Annotated in this window: 22 protein-coding genes; 5 read left to right on the forward strand and 17 right to left on the reverse strand. The window is 65.4% G+C overall.

Translation table 11 applies throughout. The annotated features are described in order from the left end of the window. Window positions 1-9 precede the first annotated feature (9 nt). From DSD19_RS20420 to DSD19_RS20460, 9 genes are read right to left on the reverse strand one after another with little or no spacing between them, the layout of a single operon-like run. Window positions 10-555 (reverse strand): flagellar basal body-associated FliL family protein, encoded by a 546-nt coding sequence (locus DSD19_RS20420; protein ID WP_113670918.1) that lies wholly within the window; start codon window positions 553-555, stop codon window positions 10-12. Between the two features lie 8 nt (window positions 556-563). Beyond that, on the reverse strand, window positions 564-1,301 hold the full coding sequence (gene flgH / locus DSD19_RS20425; protein WP_075784571.1) for a flagellar basal body L-ring protein FlgH: 738 nt from the start codon (window positions 1,299-1,301) through the stop codon (window positions 564-566). Between the two features lie 15 nt (window positions 1,302-1,316). Continuing rightward, window positions 1,317-1,754, reverse strand: a complete 438-nt coding sequence (flgA, locus tag DSD19_RS20430) for a flagellar basal body P-ring formation chaperone FlgA (protein WP_113670919.1) — start codon at window positions 1,752-1,754, stop codon at window positions 1,317-1,319. Next, window positions 1,754-2,539 carry a flagellar basal-body rod protein FlgG gene (flgG, locus tag DSD19_RS20435; protein ID WP_075784569.1) on the reverse strand — a complete coding sequence of 262 codons (786 nt, stop codon included), beginning with the start codon at window positions 2,537-2,539 and terminating at the stop codon, window positions 1,754-1,756. The genes flgA and flgG overlap by 1 nt, the downstream gene beginning before the upstream one ends. Before the next feature lie 19 nt (window positions 2,540-2,558). Next, complete coding sequence (locus DSD19_RS20440) at window positions 2,559-3,281, reverse strand: flagellar hook-basal body complex protein (protein WP_113670920.1); 723 nt, start codon at window positions 3,279-3,281, stop codon at window positions 2,559-2,561. Between the two features lie 3 nt (window positions 3,282-3,284). After that, window positions 3,285-3,551 (reverse strand): flagellar biosynthetic protein FliQ, encoded by a 267-nt coding sequence (locus DSD19_RS20445; protein WP_075784567.1) that lies wholly within the window; start codon window positions 3,549-3,551, stop codon window positions 3,285-3,287. A 4-nt stretch (window positions 3,552-3,555) separates the two neighbouring features. Next, the gene (gene fliE, locus DSD19_RS20450) at window positions 3,556-3,846 is read right to left on the reverse strand and encodes a flagellar hook-basal body complex protein FliE (RefSeq protein ID WP_075784566.1); all 291 of its coding nucleotides are present in this window, start codon (window positions 3,844-3,846) and stop codon (window positions 3,556-3,558) included. 11 nt (window positions 3,847-3,857) lie between these two features. Continuing rightward, the gene (flgC, locus tag DSD19_RS20455) at window positions 3,858-4,250 is read right to left on the reverse strand and encodes a flagellar basal body rod protein FlgC (RefSeq protein ID WP_075784565.1); all 393 of its coding nucleotides are present in this window, start codon (window positions 4,248-4,250) and stop codon (window positions 3,858-3,860) included. Between the two features lie 21 nt (window positions 4,251-4,271). Continuing rightward, window positions 4,272-4,661 carry a FlgB family protein gene (locus DSD19_RS20460; RefSeq protein ID WP_075784564.1) on the reverse strand — a complete coding sequence of 130 codons (390 nt, stop codon included), beginning with the start codon at window positions 4,659-4,661 and terminating at the stop codon, window positions 4,272-4,274. An 84-nt stretch (window positions 4,662-4,745) separates the two neighbouring features. On the opposite strand from DSD19_RS20460, the gene DSD19_RS20465 reads away from it, so the two are divergent. After that, on the forward strand, window positions 4,746-6,107 hold the full coding sequence (locus tag DSD19_RS20465) for a FliI/YscN family ATPase (protein ID WP_113670921.1): 1,362 nt from the start codon (window positions 4,746-4,748) through the stop codon (window positions 6,105-6,107). A 56-nt stretch (window positions 6,108-6,163) separates the two neighbouring features. On the opposite strand, the gene DSD19_RS20470 is transcribed toward DSD19_RS20465, so the two are convergent. From DSD19_RS20470 to DSD19_RS20495, 6 genes are all read right to left on the reverse strand, one after another. After that, the gene (locus tag DSD19_RS20470) at window positions 6,164-7,495 is read right to left on the reverse strand and encodes a DUF1217 domain-containing protein (RefSeq protein ID WP_113670922.1); all 1,332 of its coding nucleotides are present in this window, start codon (window positions 7,493-7,495) and stop codon (window positions 6,164-6,166) included. Further along, complete coding sequence (flbT, locus tag DSD19_RS20475) at window positions 7,492-7,902, reverse strand: flagellar biosynthesis repressor FlbT (RefSeq protein WP_113670923.1); 411 nt, start codon at window positions 7,900-7,902, stop codon at window positions 7,492-7,494. The genes DSD19_RS20470 and flbT overlap by 4 nt, the downstream gene beginning before the upstream one ends. Next, a complete protein-coding gene (flaF, locus tag DSD19_RS20480) occupies window positions 7,899-8,282 on the reverse strand; it encodes a flagellar biosynthesis regulator FlaF (RefSeq protein ID WP_165828196.1) in 384 nt (127 codons plus the stop codon). The genes flbT and flaF overlap by 4 nt, the downstream gene beginning before the upstream one ends. Before the next feature lie 80 nt (window positions 8,283-8,362). Beyond that, window positions 8,363-9,601, reverse strand: coding sequence for a flagellin (locus DSD19_RS20485; protein WP_113670924.1), 1,239 nt, complete (start codon window positions 9,599-9,601; stop codon window positions 8,363-8,365). A 209-nt stretch (window positions 9,602-9,810) separates the two neighbouring features. After that, window positions 9,811-10,149: a hypothetical protein gene (locus DSD19_RS20490; RefSeq protein ID WP_075784559.1), complete on the reverse strand. Its 339-nt coding sequence runs from the start codon at window positions 10,147-10,149 to the stop codon at window positions 9,811-9,813. Further along, complete coding sequence (locus DSD19_RS20495) at window positions 10,136-10,444, reverse strand: rod-binding protein (RefSeq protein ID WP_075784558.1); 309 nt, start codon at window positions 10,442-10,444, stop codon at window positions 10,136-10,138. Before DSD19_RS20495 ends, DSD19_RS20490 begins: the two co-directional genes overlap by 14 nt. A 116-nt stretch (window positions 10,445-10,560) precedes the next feature. Here DSD19_RS20495 and DSD19_RS20500 point away from each other — a divergent pair, with 116 nt between their 5' ends. Both DSD19_RS20500 and DSD19_RS20505 read left to right on the forward strand, forming a co-directional pair. After that, the gene (locus tag DSD19_RS20500; protein ID WP_113670925.1) at window positions 10,561-12,282 is read left to right on the forward strand and encodes a flagellar hook-length control protein FliK; all 1,722 of its coding nucleotides are present in this window, start codon (window positions 10,561-10,563) and stop codon (window positions 12,280-12,282) included. Between the two features lie 12 nt (window positions 12,283-12,294). Next, window positions 12,295-12,960: a flagellar hook capping FlgD N-terminal domain-containing protein gene (locus DSD19_RS20505; RefSeq protein ID WP_075784556.1), complete on the forward strand. Its 666-nt coding sequence runs from the start codon at window positions 12,295-12,297 to the stop codon at window positions 12,958-12,960. Between the two features lie 39 nt (window positions 12,961-12,999). Here the strand turns inward: DSD19_RS20505 and ubiB are convergent, their stop codons facing one another. Then, window positions 13,000-14,535, reverse strand: coding sequence for a 2-polyprenylphenol 6-hydroxylase (gene ubiB / locus DSD19_RS20510; RefSeq protein WP_113670926.1), 1,536 nt, complete (start codon window positions 14,533-14,535; stop codon window positions 13,000-13,002). After that, the gene (gene ubiE / locus DSD19_RS20515; protein WP_075784554.1) at window positions 14,536-15,288 is read right to left on the reverse strand and encodes a bifunctional demethylmenaquinone methyltransferase/2-methoxy-6-polyprenyl-1,4-benzoquinol methylase UbiE; all 753 of its coding nucleotides are present in this window, start codon (window positions 15,286-15,288) and stop codon (window positions 14,536-14,538) included. Between the two features lie 85 nt (window positions 15,289-15,373). Here ubiE and mutM point away from each other — a divergent pair, with 85 nt between their 5' ends. Further along, entirely contained in the window at window positions 15,374-16,225 is an 852-nt protein-coding gene (gene mutM / locus DSD19_RS20520; protein ID WP_075784553.1) for a bifunctional DNA-formamidopyrimidine glycosylase/DNA-(apurinic or apyrimidinic site) lyase, read from the forward strand. 62 nt (window positions 16,226-16,287) lie between these two features. After that, window positions 16,288-17,064: an enoyl-CoA hydratase gene (locus DSD19_RS20525; protein WP_075784552.1), complete on the forward strand. Its 777-nt coding sequence runs from the start codon at window positions 16,288-16,290 to the stop codon at window positions 17,062-17,064. Window positions 17,065-17,184 lie beyond the last annotated feature (120 nt).

Consider the following 17,184-nt stretch of genomic DNA (forward strand, 5'->3'; position numbering starts at 1 on the left):
CCTGCGGGATCAGGCGTCCTGGCGAACCAGATCAGTAATCAGGATATCGGAGACGATGCGGCCAAGTACGCTTTGCGACGATTCCAGAAGCGCCCGGCGCAGCAGTGTCAGGTTGCCGCTTTCGGTAAAGGCGCCGTCGAAACCACCGGCATTGGCGTGATCGAACAGAACCTGAAGAAAGGCATCGCGCAGCCGGGGTTCTCGCTCGAAGACGAACTCGCTGCTTCCCGAAGGAACTTCGAGGCTGATCGACATCACGACCAGAGCCGCCACCTTACCCGACCGGATGACCGGAACGACGAATTGGTTGTTCAGCTTGGCATATTCGGGTCCTGCCGCCCCGTCGTCGCCCGACGCGCCATGTCCGGCGGTCGAGGATGCGGCGTCGCCATGAGCTTCGGCGGCCGACGCATGCGCGCCGTCCTCCGAAGCCCCCTCGGCCGCAGCGTGATCGGTTTCAGCCGGAGGGGGGGGCGCAGGTTTCAACAGGAATCCTGCCCCGCCTCCGACTGCGAGACCGACGACCGCGATGATGACTGGTAAAAGCTTGCCCATTTCAGGTCTCAGAATGGCAGCACAATATCGGCAATCTGATGGCCGATACGGGGCTGTTGCACGTCCATGATCTGACCACGGCCACCATAAGAGATCCGGGCCGCCGCAATCTTGTCATAGGTGATCTCGTTCTGGCGCGAGATGTCCTCTGGGCGGACATAGCCGCTGACCAGAAGCTCGCGCATCTCGTAGTTGACGCGGACCTCCTGCGAGCCCTCGATCTTCATGACGCCGTTGTTCAGTACGTCGGTGACGGTGGCCGCGATCCTGAGCGTCAGCTTTTCCTTGCGCTTGACCGACCCGTCCCCGCTGTGGCTTGAACTGGAATCCGCCTCGACGGCGTTGTCCATGGTCACCCCATCAGGCAGCGCCTTGTTGATCCGCTGCGGAATGCCCAGCATCTGCGGGATGCCCATCGAGGTTGCACCGCTGCGGCTGCGCGAGGTGCTGTTCGAGATTTCGGCCTTTTCGTCGATCTCGATCACCACGGTCAGGATGTCGCCGCGCCGCCCGGCCCGGTGATCGCCCAAAAGCGACTGACGGCCATGGGACCAGAGCGACGAGCTCTCCAGCGGGCTGCGCCGCTCGACCTGCATCGGCAGCGTCTCGCCATCGGTCATCGCATAATAGGCGTTGGAGCCCTCGACCGGCTTGAAGGACGGGGGACGCCCCACCTCCTTCAGCCGGTCGCACGCGGCCGGAACAAGCAGCGCCGTAGCGCAAAAGGCAATGACAAGGGGTCTCATGGACGGAAAGGCTCCTCAGGGTTTCATGCTGGCGCCGACGACCACACTGCCGTCGGGCGCGACAAATCCGGTGACGGTATTGCGCGAGGCGAGGTTCATCACCCGCAGCGCATCGCCCACCCCGGCGCGGTCGAGCGCCCGGGCGTCGGCGGCGATGACAAGTCCCCCGCTTCGGAAGCGCAGGGTCACGATCTGGTTGCGCTCGATGATCGCCGGCGGACCGACATCGGTGACGCGGATCGGGCGTCCCGCATAAAGATTGACGCGCGCTTCCTGACCGATGGCCTCTTCGGGTGCGATCAGCGTCCCCGCGACATCGCCTTCGATGACGGCGACATCGTCCGGACCGAGGATCGTCTGCCCCCGCACCGACCGGGTCGCAACCAGGATGTCGGCACCTGCGGGCACCGGTAACCCGGCGGCCAGGGCAGCAAGGAGGGCAAGCGTTCGCATCAGCGCACCTGTGTCGTTGCGCTCATCATCTGGTCGGCGGCAGTGATGACCTTGGCGTTCAGTTCGTAGCCGCGCTGCGCCTCGATCAGTTCGGTGATCTCGCGCACCGCATCGACCGAGCTGTCCTCGAGATAGCCCTGACGCAGGGTGCCGAAGCCGTCGACGCCGGGAGTACCCGCGATGGGCGCGCCCGAGGCCTCGGTCTCAACGAAAAGGTTCGACCCGATGGCCTCGAGTCCTTTGTCGTTGGAGAACATGCTCAGGTTGAACTGGCCCAGAAGCTGCGCCGCAACCTCGCCGTCGAAATAGGCGTAGACCTCGCCCTCGGAGTTGATCGAGAGACTGCGGGCATCGTCAGGAATGGTGATGCCCGGAACCACCGTGTAGCCGTCCGAGGTGACGATCAGCCCATCGCCGGTGCGCTTGAGCGCACCGTCCCGGGTATAGGCGGACTGGCCGGATGGCAGCGTCACCTCAAGATAGCCGCGGCCGTCGACAGCCAGATCGAGATCGCCATTGGTCTGCGACAGCGACCCCTGCGACAGAACCACCGACACCGACGCCGGACGCACGCCCAGACCCAGCTGCACGCCGGTCGGCAAGACCGTACCGTCGTTGGCATTGATGGTCCCGGGACGGGTAGCCTGCTGGTAGTGAAGATCGGCGAAATCGGCGCGGCGGGCGTTGTACCCCGTCGTGCTCATGTTCGCGAGGTTGTTCGAGATGACCTCGACCCGCATCTGCTGGGCCGACATGCCGGTGGCGGCGATCTGGAGGGCGCGCATGGGATTCGTCCTTTCTGAATCAGCTGCTGGACCCGAGGGTCCGGATGATGTCGCGGACGCGCTCATCCTCGCGGTCAAGGAATTTCTGGCCAAGCTCATAGGCGTGCTGGACCTCGATCATCCGGGTAATCTCGGTCACCGGCTGAACGTTCGATTGTTCGACATAGCCCTGCAGGATGCTGGTATCTTCCACCGGCTGCGGCGCCCCGCCCGGATCGAAAAGCGTCCCGGCGACATGGGTCATCGCGTTCGGATCGGCGGGAAGATAGATGCCGATCTGGGTCAGGGGGGTGCCGTCTGCACTGACCGTTCCATCGGCGGCAACCGCGAACGAGGTCGCATCCGGCGGCGCGAAGACCGGGGTGCCGCCGGCATCGAGCAGCTGGTGCCCGTCGGGCGACACCAGGTTGCCGGCCGCATCGGGCGTGAAACTTCCGGCGCGCGTCAAGCGCTGCCCCTGAGGCGTATTGAGCAGGAAGAACCCTTCGCCCTCGATGGCGAAATCGAAAGTGCCTCCGGTCTGCGTCAGCGGCGCCTGTCCCAGATCGGTGACGCGCACATTGGCCTCGGCCATCGACAGGGACCCGCCCGGCCCGTCGACATCGGCGATGTATTCCGAGAAGATCAGCCCCTCGCGGCGATAGCCGATCGTGGAACTGTTGGCGATGTTGTTGGCGATGCTCTGCATCTCGCGCATCAGGCCCGATTGCCGGGTGAGTGTGGTGTAGCCGGTGCTGTCCATCGGTCAGATCCCCGCGATCATGGGGACGATCCGGTCGGTGAAGAACCCGATCAGCGTTTCGGTCATGAACGCCATCGAGACCCAGAACACGATCAGGATCGCCGCAAGTTTGGGTACGAAGGTGAGCGTCATCTCCTGTACCGAAGTCAGGGCCTGAAACAGGCCGATCGCCACGCCGGTCACCAGCGCGGCCGTCAGAATCGGCATCGAGATCACGACAGAGATCCAGAGGCCCTGACGCAGGGTGTCGTAGAAGATGAGCTCATTCATGGCACTAGACCGGCATCCTCAGGATTTCCTGATAGGCCTCGACGACCTTGTCGCGGATCGTCACCGCGGTCTCGACCGCCAGTTCGGTCTGCGCCAGCGCCTGCACGAGAGCGTGCGGATCGGCGCCGCCGGTCATCGACGACATCGCGGTCTGTTCGGCGTTCCGGATCGTGTCCGAAAGTCCCTGGGCCGCCGATGCGAAGGTGTTCTCGGCGCTGTCTTCGCCATGCTGGGGTTGGGTGGCCGGGCGCGCCGTGGCGTAACCAAGGGCAGCGGCGCTGGATTTCATGTCCATCTCCGTCTCTCCTATCGGCGCAGCAGGTCGAGCAGACCGCGGGACATCTGCCGCGCCTGGTCGAACATTTTCAGGTTCGCCTCGTAACTGCGCTGCGCCTCGCGCGCGTCGGCGATCTCGACAACCAGATCCACGTTGGACCCGCTATAGTTGCCCTCGGCATCGGCCAAAGGATGCGACGGGTCATGGATCATGCTCAGATCCGACTGATCGAGCGTCACCCGGCCGGTCTGCACCTCGCCGGTCGGACCGTCCGAGGTCAGCTGGGTTTCGAAGGTTGTCAATTTGCGGCGATAGCCGGGCGTGTCGGCGTTGGCGATGTTCTCGGACACCAGCCGAAGCCGCGTCGCCTGGGCTTTCAGCCCGCTGGCCGAAAGGCCGAAACTCTGGCTAAGATCATTCATCTCAGGCTCCTACCATTCTGGTCATCGTTGCCGCCCGAGACTGGTTCTCAGGATCCCGAGCGAGCTTCGGTACACGGCCAGCGCGAGATCGTGCTGACGCTTTGTCTCGACCGCCTTCAGCATCTGATCCTCGACCGAGACGGAGTTGCCGTTCGGCTCTTCCGGATCGGAAGCATCGGCGCGCTGGGTGGCATAGGCGGTCTCGCTCCCGGCCAGATGGCCGGGGCGCGTGGCGCGCATGAGCGCGCCCGTGTCGGACCTGCGATAGGTCTTGGCAAAATCCGCGACATCCTGCGCCCGATAGCCGGGCGTGTCGGAGTTCGCGATATTTCGCGCTATGACGGTCTGGCGCGTTCCGGCATGTTCAGCCAGCCCGGACGCCATCCGGAAGATTTCAAGCTTCTCGAACATCGGGGTTTCTCCCTCGGTCTCAAACGATGCTTAAGCTTGATTCCTTTAGAAACCGTAAGTCATGATCGCCTCGGGAGAATCTTCATGCCACAGAACCCGTTCTCATCCCTGATCGCCCGCATTTCCGCCCTGACTCCGGTCCGGACGGTCGGGCGAGTCGTGGCCGCAGGCAGCGGGACTGTCACGGTGGCGGGCCTCTCCGACAGTGCCGGGCTTGGCGATCTGGTCGAGATCCGGCATGGCCGCGGCCCCCGGCGGCGCGGCGAGGTTCTGGCGCTGGCCGAAGGCACCGTCACGGTGTTGCCCGATGGCACGCCCGAGGGCCTGTCGGTCGGTGACCGGGCGATCCTGCTGGGACCGGGCGAAATCGCGCCGCACAGTTCCTGGCTGGGCCGGGTCGTCGATCCCTTCGGCCAGCCGCTTGACGGTCGGCCGCTGATGCCCGGTCCCGCGCCGCGCCCGCTGCGCGCCGCACCGCCGCCCGCGACCGAACGCCGTCCGCTTGGCGGGCGCCTCGGCACGGGGCTTGCCGCATTCGACACCCTGCTGCCGATCGTGCGCGGGCAGCGGATCGGGCTTTTTGCCGGGTCGGGCGTGGGCAAGTCATCGCTCTTGTCCAAATTCGCGCGCGGGGTCGAGGCCGACATGGCCGTCATCGCGCTGGTGGGTGAACGCGGTCGCGAGGTCGGCGAATTCGTCAGCCAGATCCTGGGGCCGGACGGCATGGCGCGCGCGGTGGTCGTGGCCGCGACCTCGGACCAGTCTCCGATGGTGCGCCGCCGCGCGGCCTGGGCGGCGATGGCCGTCGCCGAGCATTTCCGTGACCAGGGCAACCACGTTCTCTTTCTGGCCGACTCGGTGACCCGCTTCGCCGAAGCACATCGCGAGCTGGCGCTGGCCGCCCACGAACCGGCTGCGCTGCGCGGCTATCCGCCCTCCACCGCCCAGGCGATCATGGCCCTTGCCGAACGCGCCGGTCCCGGGGTCGCGGGCAGCGGCGACATCACCGCGGTGTTCTCGGTCCTGGTCGCGGGGTCGGATATGGAAGAACCCGTGGCGGACATCCTGCGCGGGGTTCTGGACGGGCACATCGTCCTCGACCGCCGCATCGCCGAGCGCGGGAGGTTCCCGGCGATCGACCTCCTTCGATCAGTATCGCGCAGTTTGCCGCGAGCGGCGACCGGCGATGAGAACGCGCTTATTGCAAGGGCACGCCGGATGCTCGGCGCCTATGACCGGGCCGAGATGATGATCCAGGCCGGGCTTTATGCCGCCGGATCCGACCCGGAAATCGACGCAGCCATCGCGGTCTGGCCCGCGCTTGATGCGTTCCTGTCCGAAGACGCTCCTGGCGGCGTCGCCGAGAGCTTTGCGCGCCTTGCCGGAATTCTCGAAACCGCAAAGCCCGCGCCGGTCAAACCGGGGCTTCGCACGATCCGGGGCTAAGCGCGCCCACCGAGCCGGAGCGGGACCGGTCCCGCCCCGGAAATTGGAGTGCGCAATCAGCCGCCCAGAAGCCTCAGCGCGATCTGCCCTGAACTGAACCCGGCACCGGTACTGGCTTCGGACCGGATCATGTACATCTTGATGAGCTTGTCGCGCATCTCGTCGCCCGAGAATTGCGAGACGCTGGCATCGCCGAACATCGCCTTGGCCTTAGCCTTGTAGACATCGAGCTGCCGGTCGAGATCGAGCGCCGCGAAGGAGTCAGGCAGGCCGAAAGCCATATCGAAGACCGACCGCATCGGCCCCGACCCCATGATCGAGAACCACTTGGCGTCCTCCGACATGTCGTCGGCGGCAAGCGTGACGAGCTCCCGGTCGATATTGAGCGCCAGACGCATGTCCTCGTTCTGTTCACCGACAGCAACTTCGAAGCTACGGGTCAGGAAGGCTGCAGTGATCGACGCGGCATCGAAGGTCTCCTGCGCCTCGACTGCCTCACCCCGCTTGAAACTGCCGAACCCGTCCTCAAGCGCACGCCCCGAGATCGGATCGCCCGACTCTTGGGTTACAACGAAGTAGGCCGTCTCATGATCGGCGGGCGTGGCGTTCTGGTCCTTGATTTCCTCTGTCGTGTCGGCTCCAAGCACGGCAAGGGCGTCTTCGTCGGAGAAACTGGTCAGGATAAGTCGACCTAGCAGAAGGCCTTGCCTGCCCCCTTCGAAGTGACCGTAGACCTCCCCCTTGTCATTGACAGTTAAAGTCTCGACGAAGTCAGGAATAGTGATACCAGAGAAGGCCGTTTCCTTACCGCCCGTATCGGTCCCATTGCCTGCGCCCGGCAACAGTTTCGCATCGCTGGAGGAGGCGACGGTGTAGCCCTCGGCGGTAACGATCTGACCGTCTGCGTTGCGCTTCAGGCTGGCATTTCGGGTATAGGCGACTTCGCCAGAAGGAGTCGTAACCGCGAGATATCCCGCGCCCTCGATCTTGAGGCTCAAATCGTTGGCGAAATCGTCTTTGGCCGCCGCGGCGGCTGCGCCCGAGGAAACGAACCTGAAGGCCTCGGCAAGCTTGTAGTAGCTCTTGTCGGCCAGCTTGTTGGCCAGAGCGCCCTCAGCGTCGACCCCCTCGGTCAGGACCTTCTTGATGAAAAACTTGTTGCCGATTTCATCCTGCAGACCAAAGGCCCCCAACGCGACCTTCAGCAGACGATAGTCTGATACCAGATCGTCCGCCGACGTCACCTTGCCGATGTTCTTGGCAAAGTAGTCGAGTTCCTTCTGTGTCGTCGGGCTCTTGTTGAAAGCATCCTGCTGGCGCTCCATCGTGCGTTCGAGGAAGCGCCAGCCGGCATAACCCGTCAGAGGGAGAACCGGCTGGAAACTCATTGGTCCCGAAGCCCCGCAAGAAGACGCTCTTCGCGCGGGAGGAGGCCGCGCAATGCCTTGAGCGCCTGGTAGTACTGGTCCTGCAGGACTGCATCGGTGGCCGCGGCAAGCTGCGCGCGGCTGTCCGGATCGGTCAACGCCTGGCTCAGTTGCTCGATCCCGCGCAGAAGTTGCGGACGCGCCTCGGTCGGCGTCGAGTCGCCGGAGAGCACCAGCTGGGCCAAATAGCAGACGCGGCGGACCGGAGTGTTGACCTCTTCGGGGTGGATCGCATCGCGCAGACGCAAGATGTTGGCATTCGGGGTCTTGATCGAAAGCCGGGTGCGCCGGTCGCCATTTTCGATCACCGCGCCATTCACCAGAACACGTTCTTTCGGACCGAGTTTAAGAACGAGGCCGCCACTCATGATGAGGCCTCCACCCGGACGGCGAGACCGCGCATGATTGCCGTATTGATCTCGATCAGAGGCAATGCCGTTGCACGACCGGCCAAGACCTCACCGGTATGGTGATCAGTGAATTCGTAGAGATAGAAGATCCGGGCGCGCAGGTCCGTGGGAAGTCCATTGTCCTTGTCTGCGACGTCTGCCGCGAGAATTCGCCACAGCTTGCGGTTTTGGTGCAGCGCGGCAGCCAACGCGGGAAAGGCGAGTTTGCCCGAATCGTGGGCTTGCTTGATCAGACTTGTGACCCTGCCGAAGGCGGCGTACTCGGTGGCGCGGGGGCTGCGGGTCTTGTTCTGGTTCGGCGCAGAATAGGCCGTTCGGGCCATCTGAAGTGCATTCACGTTCTGTCCTTCCATTCCTATCGTAGCTTTCAGCTCTCAGGCGGAGAAGGCCGGGGCGCTTCGGCCCCGGCCAGCCCTCCTTAACGGAAGAGCGACAGAAGGTTCTGCGGCCCCTGGTTGGCAATCGACAGCGCCTGGGTGCCCAGCTGCTGCTGCACCTGCAGCGCCTGGAGGCGGGCCGAAGCTTCCTCCATGTCGGCGTCGACGAGAGCGCCGATACCGGTTTTCAGCGAGTCGGTCAGGTTCTTGACGAATTCCGACTGGATTTCGAGACGCGACTCGATCGCACCGAATTGCGCCGCAGCATCGATCGAAGCGTTGATCATGGTTTCGACGTCCGCAATGGCCGTGGCGCCGGTGATGCTGAACCCGTTCAGCGCCCCAAGACCGCCGGTGCCCGCACCTTCGACACGAACCGTCACGGCCATGTCACTGCCGTCGCCCTTGCCGTTGCTGAAGACCAGGTCGCCAGGGGTGCCCGAGTCGTACTCGCCCGTGATCCCGTAGTTCGTGACGTTTCCGGCCGCATCGAAAGTCTTGCCAACGCCAGCAGCGTTGATCATGTCGGCCAGTTTGACCGCCACAAGATCCGAGGCCGTGTTGGAACCATTCACGTCGTCGGCGGTCACGGAATAGCTGTAGTTCTTGTTGTCGATCGTGACGGTGACGGTATCGCCAACGTCAAGGCCAGACAAGGCCACGCTTGCAGTGCTGCCATCCGTAATTGTGCCGCTGATCACGTTGGCGCCACCGGCGACAAAGGAAGTCCCATTGGTCGAGCCCGCGGCGACCGCACCGGTCGCGGCGGCGGCCGTGGTCGACAGGTCGATGGCGTCAACGGCAATGGTCGAGGCCGACACGCGGTTTCCGGAACGGTCAAGAGACGACAGGACAGTCTCGTTCGCAGCGCCGCTCTTGATCAGGTTCACCCCGTTGAACTGGGCAGCCCCGATGATCGATTCGACCTGGCCGATCAGCTGGTCAGCCTCGTTCTGCAGCTTGGCGGTATCGGCAGAGGGGTCCTGAGCCGCCACGACCTTGTCCTTGACCTGTCTCAGCAGATCGGTGATCGATTCGGTCGCGGTCCGGGCCACGCCGACCATCGCCTGACCGGTGGCAAGGCTGTCAGCGATGCCGCTGAAGCCCGACACGTCCGATTCCATCACTTTCGAGATGGCCCAGACGGCCGAGTTGTCCTTGGCGCTCGCGACCGCCTTGCCGGTGGAGATCTGAGCCTGGGTTTGATTGAGGTTCGAGTTGATGCTGCGAAGGGTCTGCAGCGCAACCATCGAGCTGGCGTTCGTCAGAATGCTGGTCATGGGTATGGTCCTTCCAAGTACAAGGCGCTTTGCGCCCAAGGGGTTAAGCCGCGTATAAGCGGCAATTGAAGGCGTTCTGACCCATACGGCTGCGGAGTTTCCCCGTGCCGTGCCACCCGTCTCAGGGTGCGCCCCGAACCTTTCAGTCCGGGGTTAAGGGACGACTAACTGGGGAAGGTTGTAATCGTCGGATTTGGCTAAAATAGGGCTCAGGCGCGGCGCGTGAGCGCCGAAGGGGTGGCACCGATACGGGTGCGCTCGCCGCGCTGCGTGTAGGTGTCCAGCGCCGCCGCCGGTTCGCGCAGCCGCTTCAGCGAGGCGCGGGCGGAGTCGAGCCCTTTCTCGACCGCCGCCAGCAGGCGATCGTTTCGCCGCGCCTTGCTGCGCAGCCGGTCCAGCGCGTCTCGGTCGGCCTCGGAAGGCATCTGTAACCGGGCGACCAGTTGTTCCTTCTCGTCGGTCAATGCGCGCAGCGCCGTGAAGTCGCTGTCCCGGAGCGCCTGATACTCGCGCTCGAGAAGGTCGGCGATTGTGTCAATCGAGGTCATCCATCCGCTCCTTGAGTGATTCGAAGATGCTTTCGGCAAGGCCGATACCCCCCGCGCGCGCCATTTCCGTGGCCTGGGCGTCGCGGAGGAAAGAGTTGAACTGGGATTCGCCGATGCCGCCACTGAACGCACCGCTGGACAATTCGCCGGACAGGTCGCCCAGACCGGCCGATTCGAGCATCTCGGACAGGAACTGGGCCTCGAGCTTCTCGGCGGCGGCACGGAGTTGGGCCAGACGGGCCTCGCGATCGGTGGCGCCGGTCGCGCCGGTCGGAGGCAGGGTGGGAGGCAGCATGGCGGAACTCCTAAACTGCGAGTCGTTTTTTCCGTTATTGGGGGAATCCGGTAAAGGACCGGTAACCGATCCCGGTCCAATCTGCGGCCAACTCCGACAGAAGTCTGGCTATACGCATGCAGGTTCCTTTCCCCTTCGATACGCTCGGCCCCTCCGGGCCTTCCCGATTCGACGCACCGGGCAGTTCCCGGCCTTCCAACACGGAGGGTTCGGATTTCCGCTCGGTCTTCGACGAGTCGACGCCCCCGGACCGGACCGAGCCGCCCGCTCGCGCCAAGGCCAGGGACAAGGCGTCCGAGGCCCCGCCGCGACGCGACGGCCCCCCCCCGGCCCCCGAAGATGCCGCGTCGGCCAAGACCGGCCCGGCAGAGACCGCCAAAGCGCCGGTGACCGAGGTCGAAGGCAAAGAAGCGCCCGGATCCGAAGCTGAGGCGGGCACCGCCAGCGACGGCCCGGCGGCGTCCGAGGACGCGGCGCAGCTTGCATCCCTGGACCTTGCGCCCTCGGTTCCGCCCCCCTTGGCCGTGCCGCCGTCGGCTGCCGCCACACCGGATGTCGCGGCGGCCGAACCCGCAGCCCGGCCGACTCCGGTGGGAGCCGTCGAAACGGCGCGCGCGGCCACGGCCGAAACCGTCCTCCCCTCCGACCCTGCGGGACGAACGCCTACGACGGCCCCCGCCCCGGGAGGCACGCTCACGGAAAATGCGACGCTCCCGTCGGCGACGACCCTCCCCAAAACCGCAGCAGAGACCGCAACGGCGCCCGCCGTGCCTGGGACCATCGTCCCTGATGCCAAAGACCCGCAGGCTGGCGACGCCGCTTCCGTCGACACCGCCGCACAGGCTGCGATCAGGGCGACCACCCAACCGCAGCCAACGGCGACCGATCAAGGCGCACCGCAATCCCCGGCGGAAGGTGTCCAGGCGCAATCGGCCTCGGCGGCCGATTCGCACGTAGAAAGCCAGAAGACCGAACTCCGAACCGGCAAGGGAACCGAAACCGCATCGGCCCCGTCGCCCGAGCCCTCACAAGCGAAAGCTTCGGCAACGCAGCAACAGACCCAGGCGACCGTCGATCCCGCCGCCCAGACGCCCCGCGACACCCTGCAGGCCAGTGCGGCTCAGGCCAGTGCGGCATCGGCCTCTGGCGGCAGGTCGGAGGGGCGCGGCGAGCATCGGGGCCGCGACTCGCTCCGGCAGGAGGCCGCGGCCCCTGCCACGGGACCGCAGACGGCCTCCGCTCCGGCGGCGCTGGCGCAGGCGGATGGCGCGGCCGCCCCCCAATTGGCGGGCGCCGGGTCCGATGGGTCGGCGGTCGCCGACGGTGGCCGCGCCGATCCGGCTGCGGCGACCGAAGGCGGCCTGTCAGATCGCGCCGGATCCGACCAGGCGCGGTCTTCCGAGGCCGCACGCTCTGCGTCGGCTTCTCCCCAACTGGCCGATGCGCCGCGCACGGCGATGCGCCAGATGGCCGAATCGCTTCACCGCGCTGCGGACGGGTCGGTCCATCTGACGCTCAGCCCGGAAGAGCTTGGCCGCGTGCGGTTGACCCTGACCCCAAGCGATCACGGCATCACGGTCAGCATTCTGGCCGATCGCGGCGATACGCTCGACCTGATGCGGCGCCATGGCGACATGCTGGCCAGCGCGATGCGGGATCTGGGCTATGGCGAGGTCGTCCTCGATTTCGCCGGGCAGCAGCGCAGCAATCAGGGCCAGGCGCGCGGTTTTGCCGCCGCCGGGCTCACGCCGGGTGAAGACGGGGCCGACACGGGCCCGCTTGCCACGAACAGTACCTCTGCCCGCACGTCGGGCGGTGGCCTCGATCTTCGTCTTTGAAGGGAATTTACCATGGTTGACAGCGTCTCCTCCGCCGCCAGCGCCGCCACGAACTCGTCCTCCGCTTCGACCAGCGGCAACTCGAAGACGATGATCAGCAGCGACTTCGAAACCTTCCTGCGCATGCTGACCACGCAACTCGAGAATCAGGACCCTCTGAACCCGATGGAATCGTCGGATTATGCGCTGCAGATCGCGACCTTCTCGGGGGTCGAACAGCAGGTGCAGACCAACGAATTGCTCAAGGCCCTCTCGGCCAATCTGGGCGGCGGTGGCCTGTCCCAATACGGATCCTGGGTCGGAATGGAAGGCCAGGCCGCTGTTCCCGCGAACTATGACGGAGTGACGCCCGTCACGGTTTTCCCGGAGATCGACAAGGACGCTTCGACTGCCAAGCTTGTGGTGCGCGATGACACCGGCGCCATCGTGCAGTCCGAGCCCATCCCCCCCGACACCAAGACCATACTCTGGTCCGGCGGCGAGGACCACGAGGCAGGGCTCTACGATTTCATCGTGGAAAGCTATGCCGAGGATGGCAGCAAACTGTCAGAGGCCCAGGCCCGGATCTATGCCCAGATCGCGGAAGTCCGCACCAACGAGGGTGAGATCAGCATCGTCTTCGACAGCGGCACCATCGTCAAGGCGTCGGAGGTTTCGGCACTGCGCGATCCGGTCTGATCGCCGCGAAGGCGGCCCTCACGGGCCGCCTGACGGGTTTCAGGACAGCAGCAGCAGGGCCAATCCGGCGCCGATCCAGGTCAGCGCGGCGCCGGCGCCCATCCATAGCAGTGGCTGCAGCCAGGGACGCGGCGGTCGCGCAGCCTCGGACTGCGACTGGCGGATCAGCGCGGCTTCGGCCAGTTCCGGCAGCCGAGGCCCGAAGCGCGACAACACCCGCACGGTGCGGCTGAGATCGCGGACCACCGCCTTTGGCCCGATGTTCTCCTTGATGTATTCCTCGACGATCGGCCGGGCGACTTCCCAGATGTTGATCGACGGGTTGAGCGAGCGCGCCACGCCCTCGACCACGACCATGGTCCGCTGCAACAGGATCAGCTCGGTCCGGGTCGCCATGCCGAACCGCTCGGTCACCTCGAACAGATAGGCCAGGAGCTTCGCCATCGAGATATGGGTCGCGTCCATGCCGAAGATCGGCTCGCCGACCGACCGCAGGGCCTGGGCGAATTCGTCGATCTCGCGGTCGGCGGGCACGTAGCCCGCCTCGAAATGCACCTCGGCCACCCGGCGGTAATCGCGGCGGATGAACCCGTACAGGATCTCGGCATAGACCCGGCGGGTATATTCGTCGATCCGGCCCATGATGCCGAAATCGAAGCACTGGATGTCGCCGTTCGCACCGACCTTCATGTTGCCCTGGTGCATGTCGGCATGGAAATAGCCGTCGCGCAGCGCATGGCGCAGGAACATCGACAGCACGCGCTCCCCAATCACTCGGCGGTCATGACCCGCAGCGTCCAGAGCGGCGTTGTCGCCGATCGGCACGCCCTCGCACCAGGACATGGTCATGACCCGCTTCGAGGACAGCGGCCAGATCACCCGGGGCACGGTAAAGCCCTTGTCGTTCTCGGTATTGGCGGCGAATTCGGCCGCCTGGGCAGTCTCGATCCGCAGGTCCAGCTCGCCCGTCACCACCCCGTCGAAATGGGCGATCACATCGGTCGGGCGCAGCCGACGCGAGAACGGCGCCAACAGTTCGATGGTCGAGGCGGCGAAATAGAAGGCGTCGATATCCTTGCGGAAGTTACGCTCGACCCCGGGCCGCAGCACCTTGACCGCCACCAGCTCGCCGGTCCGGGCGATCCGCGCCCGGTGCACCTGGGCGATAGACGCGGCAGCGATCGGCTCGGAGAATTCCGAGAACAGCTCGTCGGCAGGCTGGCCCAACTCTTGGGCGATGGTTTCCTTGGCGATCTCTGTCGGGAAGGGCGGCAGCTTGTCCTGCAGGACCCGAAGCTGCACCGCCAGTTCGTCGCCCACCACATCCGGCCGGGTCGAGAGGATCTGGCCGAACTTGATATAGGCCGGGCCCAGCGCGGTGATCGCCCGGGTCGCGGGCGGCAGCGCCGGATCGCCCTTCTCGCCCAGCACCTTGAACGGCCAGCCCATGACCCGCGCCGCGGCGCGGACACTGGCGGGCGCGCCCAGTTGTTCCAGCACAAAGCGGTTCGCACCGGTGCGCTCCATGGTGGCCAGTGTCTGCACCAGCCGCCAGATGTTGTGAGGCCCGCGCACCTAGATCTTCCAGCCCGAATGCAGCGCCGCGATGCCCATCGACAGGTTGCGGTAGCTCACCTGCTCGAACCCGGCGGTCCGGATCATCCCGGCGAAGGTTTCCTGATCGGGGAACTTGCGGATCGATTCCACCAGGTACTGATAGCTGTCGCGGTCATTGACCACGAACTGGCCCAGCGGCGGGATCACGTTGAACGAATACCGGTCATAGGCCCATTGCAGCAGCGGGTTCGGCATCTGGCTGAACTCGAGGATCATCATCCGCCCGCCGGGTTTCAGCACCCGGTAGGCCTCGTTCAGCGCATCCTGAATGCGGGTGATGTTCCGCGTGCCGAAGGAATTGGTGAAGACATCGAAGCTGTTATCGGCGAAGGGCAGCGCCATGCCGTCGCCCACCACCCAGTCGAGACTGGCGGCGAGGTTGTCGGCCTCGGCCCGCTTGCGGCCCTCGACCAGCATCGATTCCGTCATGTCGCAGACTACCGCCGTCGCGCCGGGCGCGCGGCCGAGGAACCGGAACGCGATGTCGCCGGTGCCGCCCGCCACGTCCAGAAGCCGCTGATGCGGCTGCGGCGCGAGCCAGTCCATCATCGCGTCCTTCCAGACCCGGTGGATGCCGCCCGACATCAGGTCGTTCATCAGGTCGTAGCGCGAGGCGACGCGGGTGAAGACCCCGTGCACGAGCCCCGCCTTCTCTTCTTCGGCGACGGTCTGGAACCCGAAATGGGTGGTTTTCTGGGCACTCTCGGTCATGGGGCCTTGCCGTTCATTTGTCCGGCCCTTCTTATAGGGCGCTCTGCGGGGACTACAATCCGTTCTGCCATGAAGTGAAGGTCCGATGCCGGAATTGCCAGAGGTAGAGACAGTGCGTCGCGGCCTGGTCCCCGTGCTGGAAGGTCGCACCATCCTCGCGACGCATCTCAACCGCCCCGACCTGCGCTGGCCCCTGCCCGAGCGCATGGCCGAGCGGCTGACCGGGGCACGGGTGCTGCGGCTCGGGCGGCGCTCGAAATACCTGCTTGCCGAGCTTTCGACCGGCGAGACGCTGATCGTGCATCTGGGCATGTCGGGCCGGATCCTGGTCTCGGGGGTCACGCTGGGCCACTTTGTCCATGACCATCCGGCGCCGCAGAAGCACGATCATGTCGTGTTCGAGATCGAGGGCGGCGCACGGATCACCTTCAACGACCCCCGCCGCTTCGGCGCCATGGATTTGACCGCCACCACCGCGCTGGATTGTCACCGGCTGCTGGCCGGACTTGGCCCCGAACCGCTGGGCAACGGCTTTCATGAGCTTTACCTGATCGGGCGGCTCGGCGGGCGGCAAACGCCGATCAAGGCTGCGCTGCTCGATCAGCGTGTGGTCGCGGGGCTTGGCAATATCTATGTCTGCGAGGCGCTGCACCGGGCCGGGATTTTGCCCTTGCGTCAGGCGGGCCGAATTGCCGCAGCCCGGCTGGCGATCCTTGTTCCGGCGATCCGGACGGTTCTGGCCGAAGCCATCGAGGCGGGTGGCTCGAGCCTTCGGGACTATCGCCAGGCCGATGGCGAACTGGGCTACTTCCAGCACAATTTCCGCGTCTACGGACGCGAGGGCAAGCCCTGCCCTACCCCCGGATGCCCCGGCACCATCCGCCGAGTCGTCCAGTCGGGGCGGTCGACATTCTACTGTCCGCAATGCCAAAGATAGCTTGATCGCAGGCCCGAGACTGTTAAGGACTCGGGCTCGAACCGAACGGAGGCCGACAGTCCATGGCTTACAAGACGCTGATCGTCGAGATCGAGGACCACGTAGCACTGGTCCGCCTGAACCGGCCCGAGGCGCTGAACGCGCTGAACGGCGAGCTGATGGGCGAGCTGGCCGACGCGGTAAGCGAGGCCAATGCCAATGAAAAGGTCCGCTGCATCGTCCTGACGGGGTCCGAGAAGGCCTTCGCCGCCGGTGCCGACGTCCGGGAGATGAGCGAGAAGAGCTTCGTCGACGTCTTCGCGGGCGACCTCTTCACCCCCGAGACGGAACGCCTGCTGGCCTGCCGCAAGCCGATCATCGCGGCCGTGGCGGGCTATGCTCTGGGCGGCGGCTGCGAACTGGCGATGCTGTGCGACTTCATCATTGCCGCCGACACCGCTAAATTCGGACAGCCAGAGATTAACCTCGGCGTTGTTGCCGGGATCGGCGGCACCCAGCGCCTGACCCGCGCCGTCGGCAAGTCGAAGGCGATGGACATGCACCTCACGGGCCGCTTCATGGATGCCGAAGAGGCCGAGCGCGCGGGGCTCGTCAGCCGCGTCGTCCCTGCCAAGAAGCTGATCGAAGAGGCGATGGCCGCGGCGCAGAAGATCGCCGAGAAATCGGCGCTGACCACGATGGCGGTCAAGGAATGCGTCAACCGCAGCTTCGAGACGACGCTCCGCGAGGGGCTGCTGTTCGAGCGGCGGATGTTCCACATGATGTTCGCGACCGAGGACCGGGCCGAGGGCATGCAGGCCTTCGTCGAGAAGCGCGAGCCCCAGTTCCGCGACAAGTGACGCGCGGCCCCGGGCCTGCGCATTTTCCGGTTTCCTTTTCCGGCAAGCCCGACTATAAGCCGCGCCTTACATGCGTGTGAGGCCCGCTTTGGCCGGAATCAGCCGGTGGCATCGAAACCC

This window comes from Rhodovulum sp. BSW8, assembly GCF_003314725.1.
Taxonomy (GTDB): domain Bacteria; phylum Pseudomonadota; class Alphaproteobacteria; order Rhodobacterales; family Rhodobacteraceae; genus Rhodovulum; species Rhodovulum visakhapatnamense.

Bases quoted from the DNA above. Each gene is read 5' to 3' on its own strand.
- DSD19_RS20420 (WP_113670918.1), bottom strand. From the start codon at position 555: ATGGGCAAGCTTTTACCAGTCATCATCGCGGTCGTCGGTCTCGCAGTC.
- flgH (WP_075784571.1), bottom strand. From the start codon at position 1,301: ATGAGACCCCTTGTCATTGCCTTTTGCGCTACGGCGCTGCTTGTTCCG.
- flgA (WP_113670919.1), bottom strand. From the start codon at position 1,754: ATGCGAACGCTTGCCCTCCTTGCTGCCCTGGCCGCCGGGTTACCGGTG.
- flgG (WP_075784569.1), bottom strand. From the start codon at position 2,539: ATGCGCGCCCTCCAGATCGCCGCCACCGGCATGTCGGCCCAGCAGATG.
- DSD19_RS20440 (WP_113670920.1), bottom strand. From the start codon at position 3,281: ATGGACAGCACCGGCTACACCACACTCACCCGGCAATCGGGCCTGATG.
- DSD19_RS20445 (WP_075784567.1), bottom strand. From the start codon at position 3,551: ATGAATGAGCTCATCTTCTACGACACCCTGCGTCAGGGCCTCTGGATC.
- fliE (WP_075784566.1), bottom strand. From the start codon at position 3,846: ATGGACATGAAATCCAGCGCCGCTGCCCTTGGTTACGCCACGGCGCGC.
- flgC (WP_075784565.1), bottom strand. From the start codon at position 4,250: ATGAATGATCTTAGCCAGAGTTTCGGCCTTTCGGCCAGCGGGCTGAAA.
- DSD19_RS20460 (WP_075784564.1), bottom strand. From the start codon at position 4,661: ATGTTCGAGAAGCTTGAAATCTTCCGGATGGCGTCCGGGCTGGCTGAA.
- DSD19_RS20465 (WP_113670921.1), top strand. From the start codon at position 4,746: ATGCCACAGAACCCGTTCTCATCCCTGATCGCCCGCATTTCCGCCCTG.
- DSD19_RS20470 (WP_113670922.1), bottom strand. From the start codon at position 7,495: ATGAGTTTCCAGCCGGTTCTCCCTCTGACGGGTTATGCCGGCTGGCGC.
- flbT (WP_113670923.1), bottom strand. From the start codon at position 7,902: ATGAGTGGCGGCCTCGTTCTTAAACTCGGTCCGAAAGAACGTGTTCTG.
- DSD19_RS20485 (WP_113670924.1), bottom strand. From the start codon at position 9,601: ATGACCAGCATTCTGACGAACGCCAGCTCGATGGTTGCGCTGCAGACC.
- DSD19_RS20490 (WP_075784559.1), bottom strand. From the start codon at position 10,149: ATGACCTCGATTGACACAATCGCCGACCTTCTCGAGCGCGAGTATCAG.
- DSD19_RS20495 (WP_075784558.1), bottom strand. From the start codon at position 10,444: ATGCTGCCTCCCACCCTGCCTCCGACCGGCGCGACCGGCGCCACCGAT.
- DSD19_RS20500 (WP_113670925.1), top strand. From the start codon at position 10,561: ATGCAGGTTCCTTTCCCCTTCGATACGCTCGGCCCCTCCGGGCCTTCC.
- DSD19_RS20505 (WP_075784556.1), top strand. From the start codon at position 12,295: ATGGTTGACAGCGTCTCCTCCGCCGCCAGCGCCGCCACGAACTCGTCC.
- ubiE (WP_075784554.1), bottom strand. From the start codon at position 15,288: ATGACCGAGAGTGCCCAGAAAACCACCCATTTCGGGTTCCAGACCGTC.
- mutM (WP_075784553.1), top strand. From the start codon at position 15,374: ATGCCGGAATTGCCAGAGGTAGAGACAGTGCGTCGCGGCCTGGTCCCC.
- DSD19_RS20525 (WP_075784552.1), top strand. From the start codon at position 16,288: ATGGCTTACAAGACGCTGATCGTCGAGATCGAGGACCACGTAGCACTG.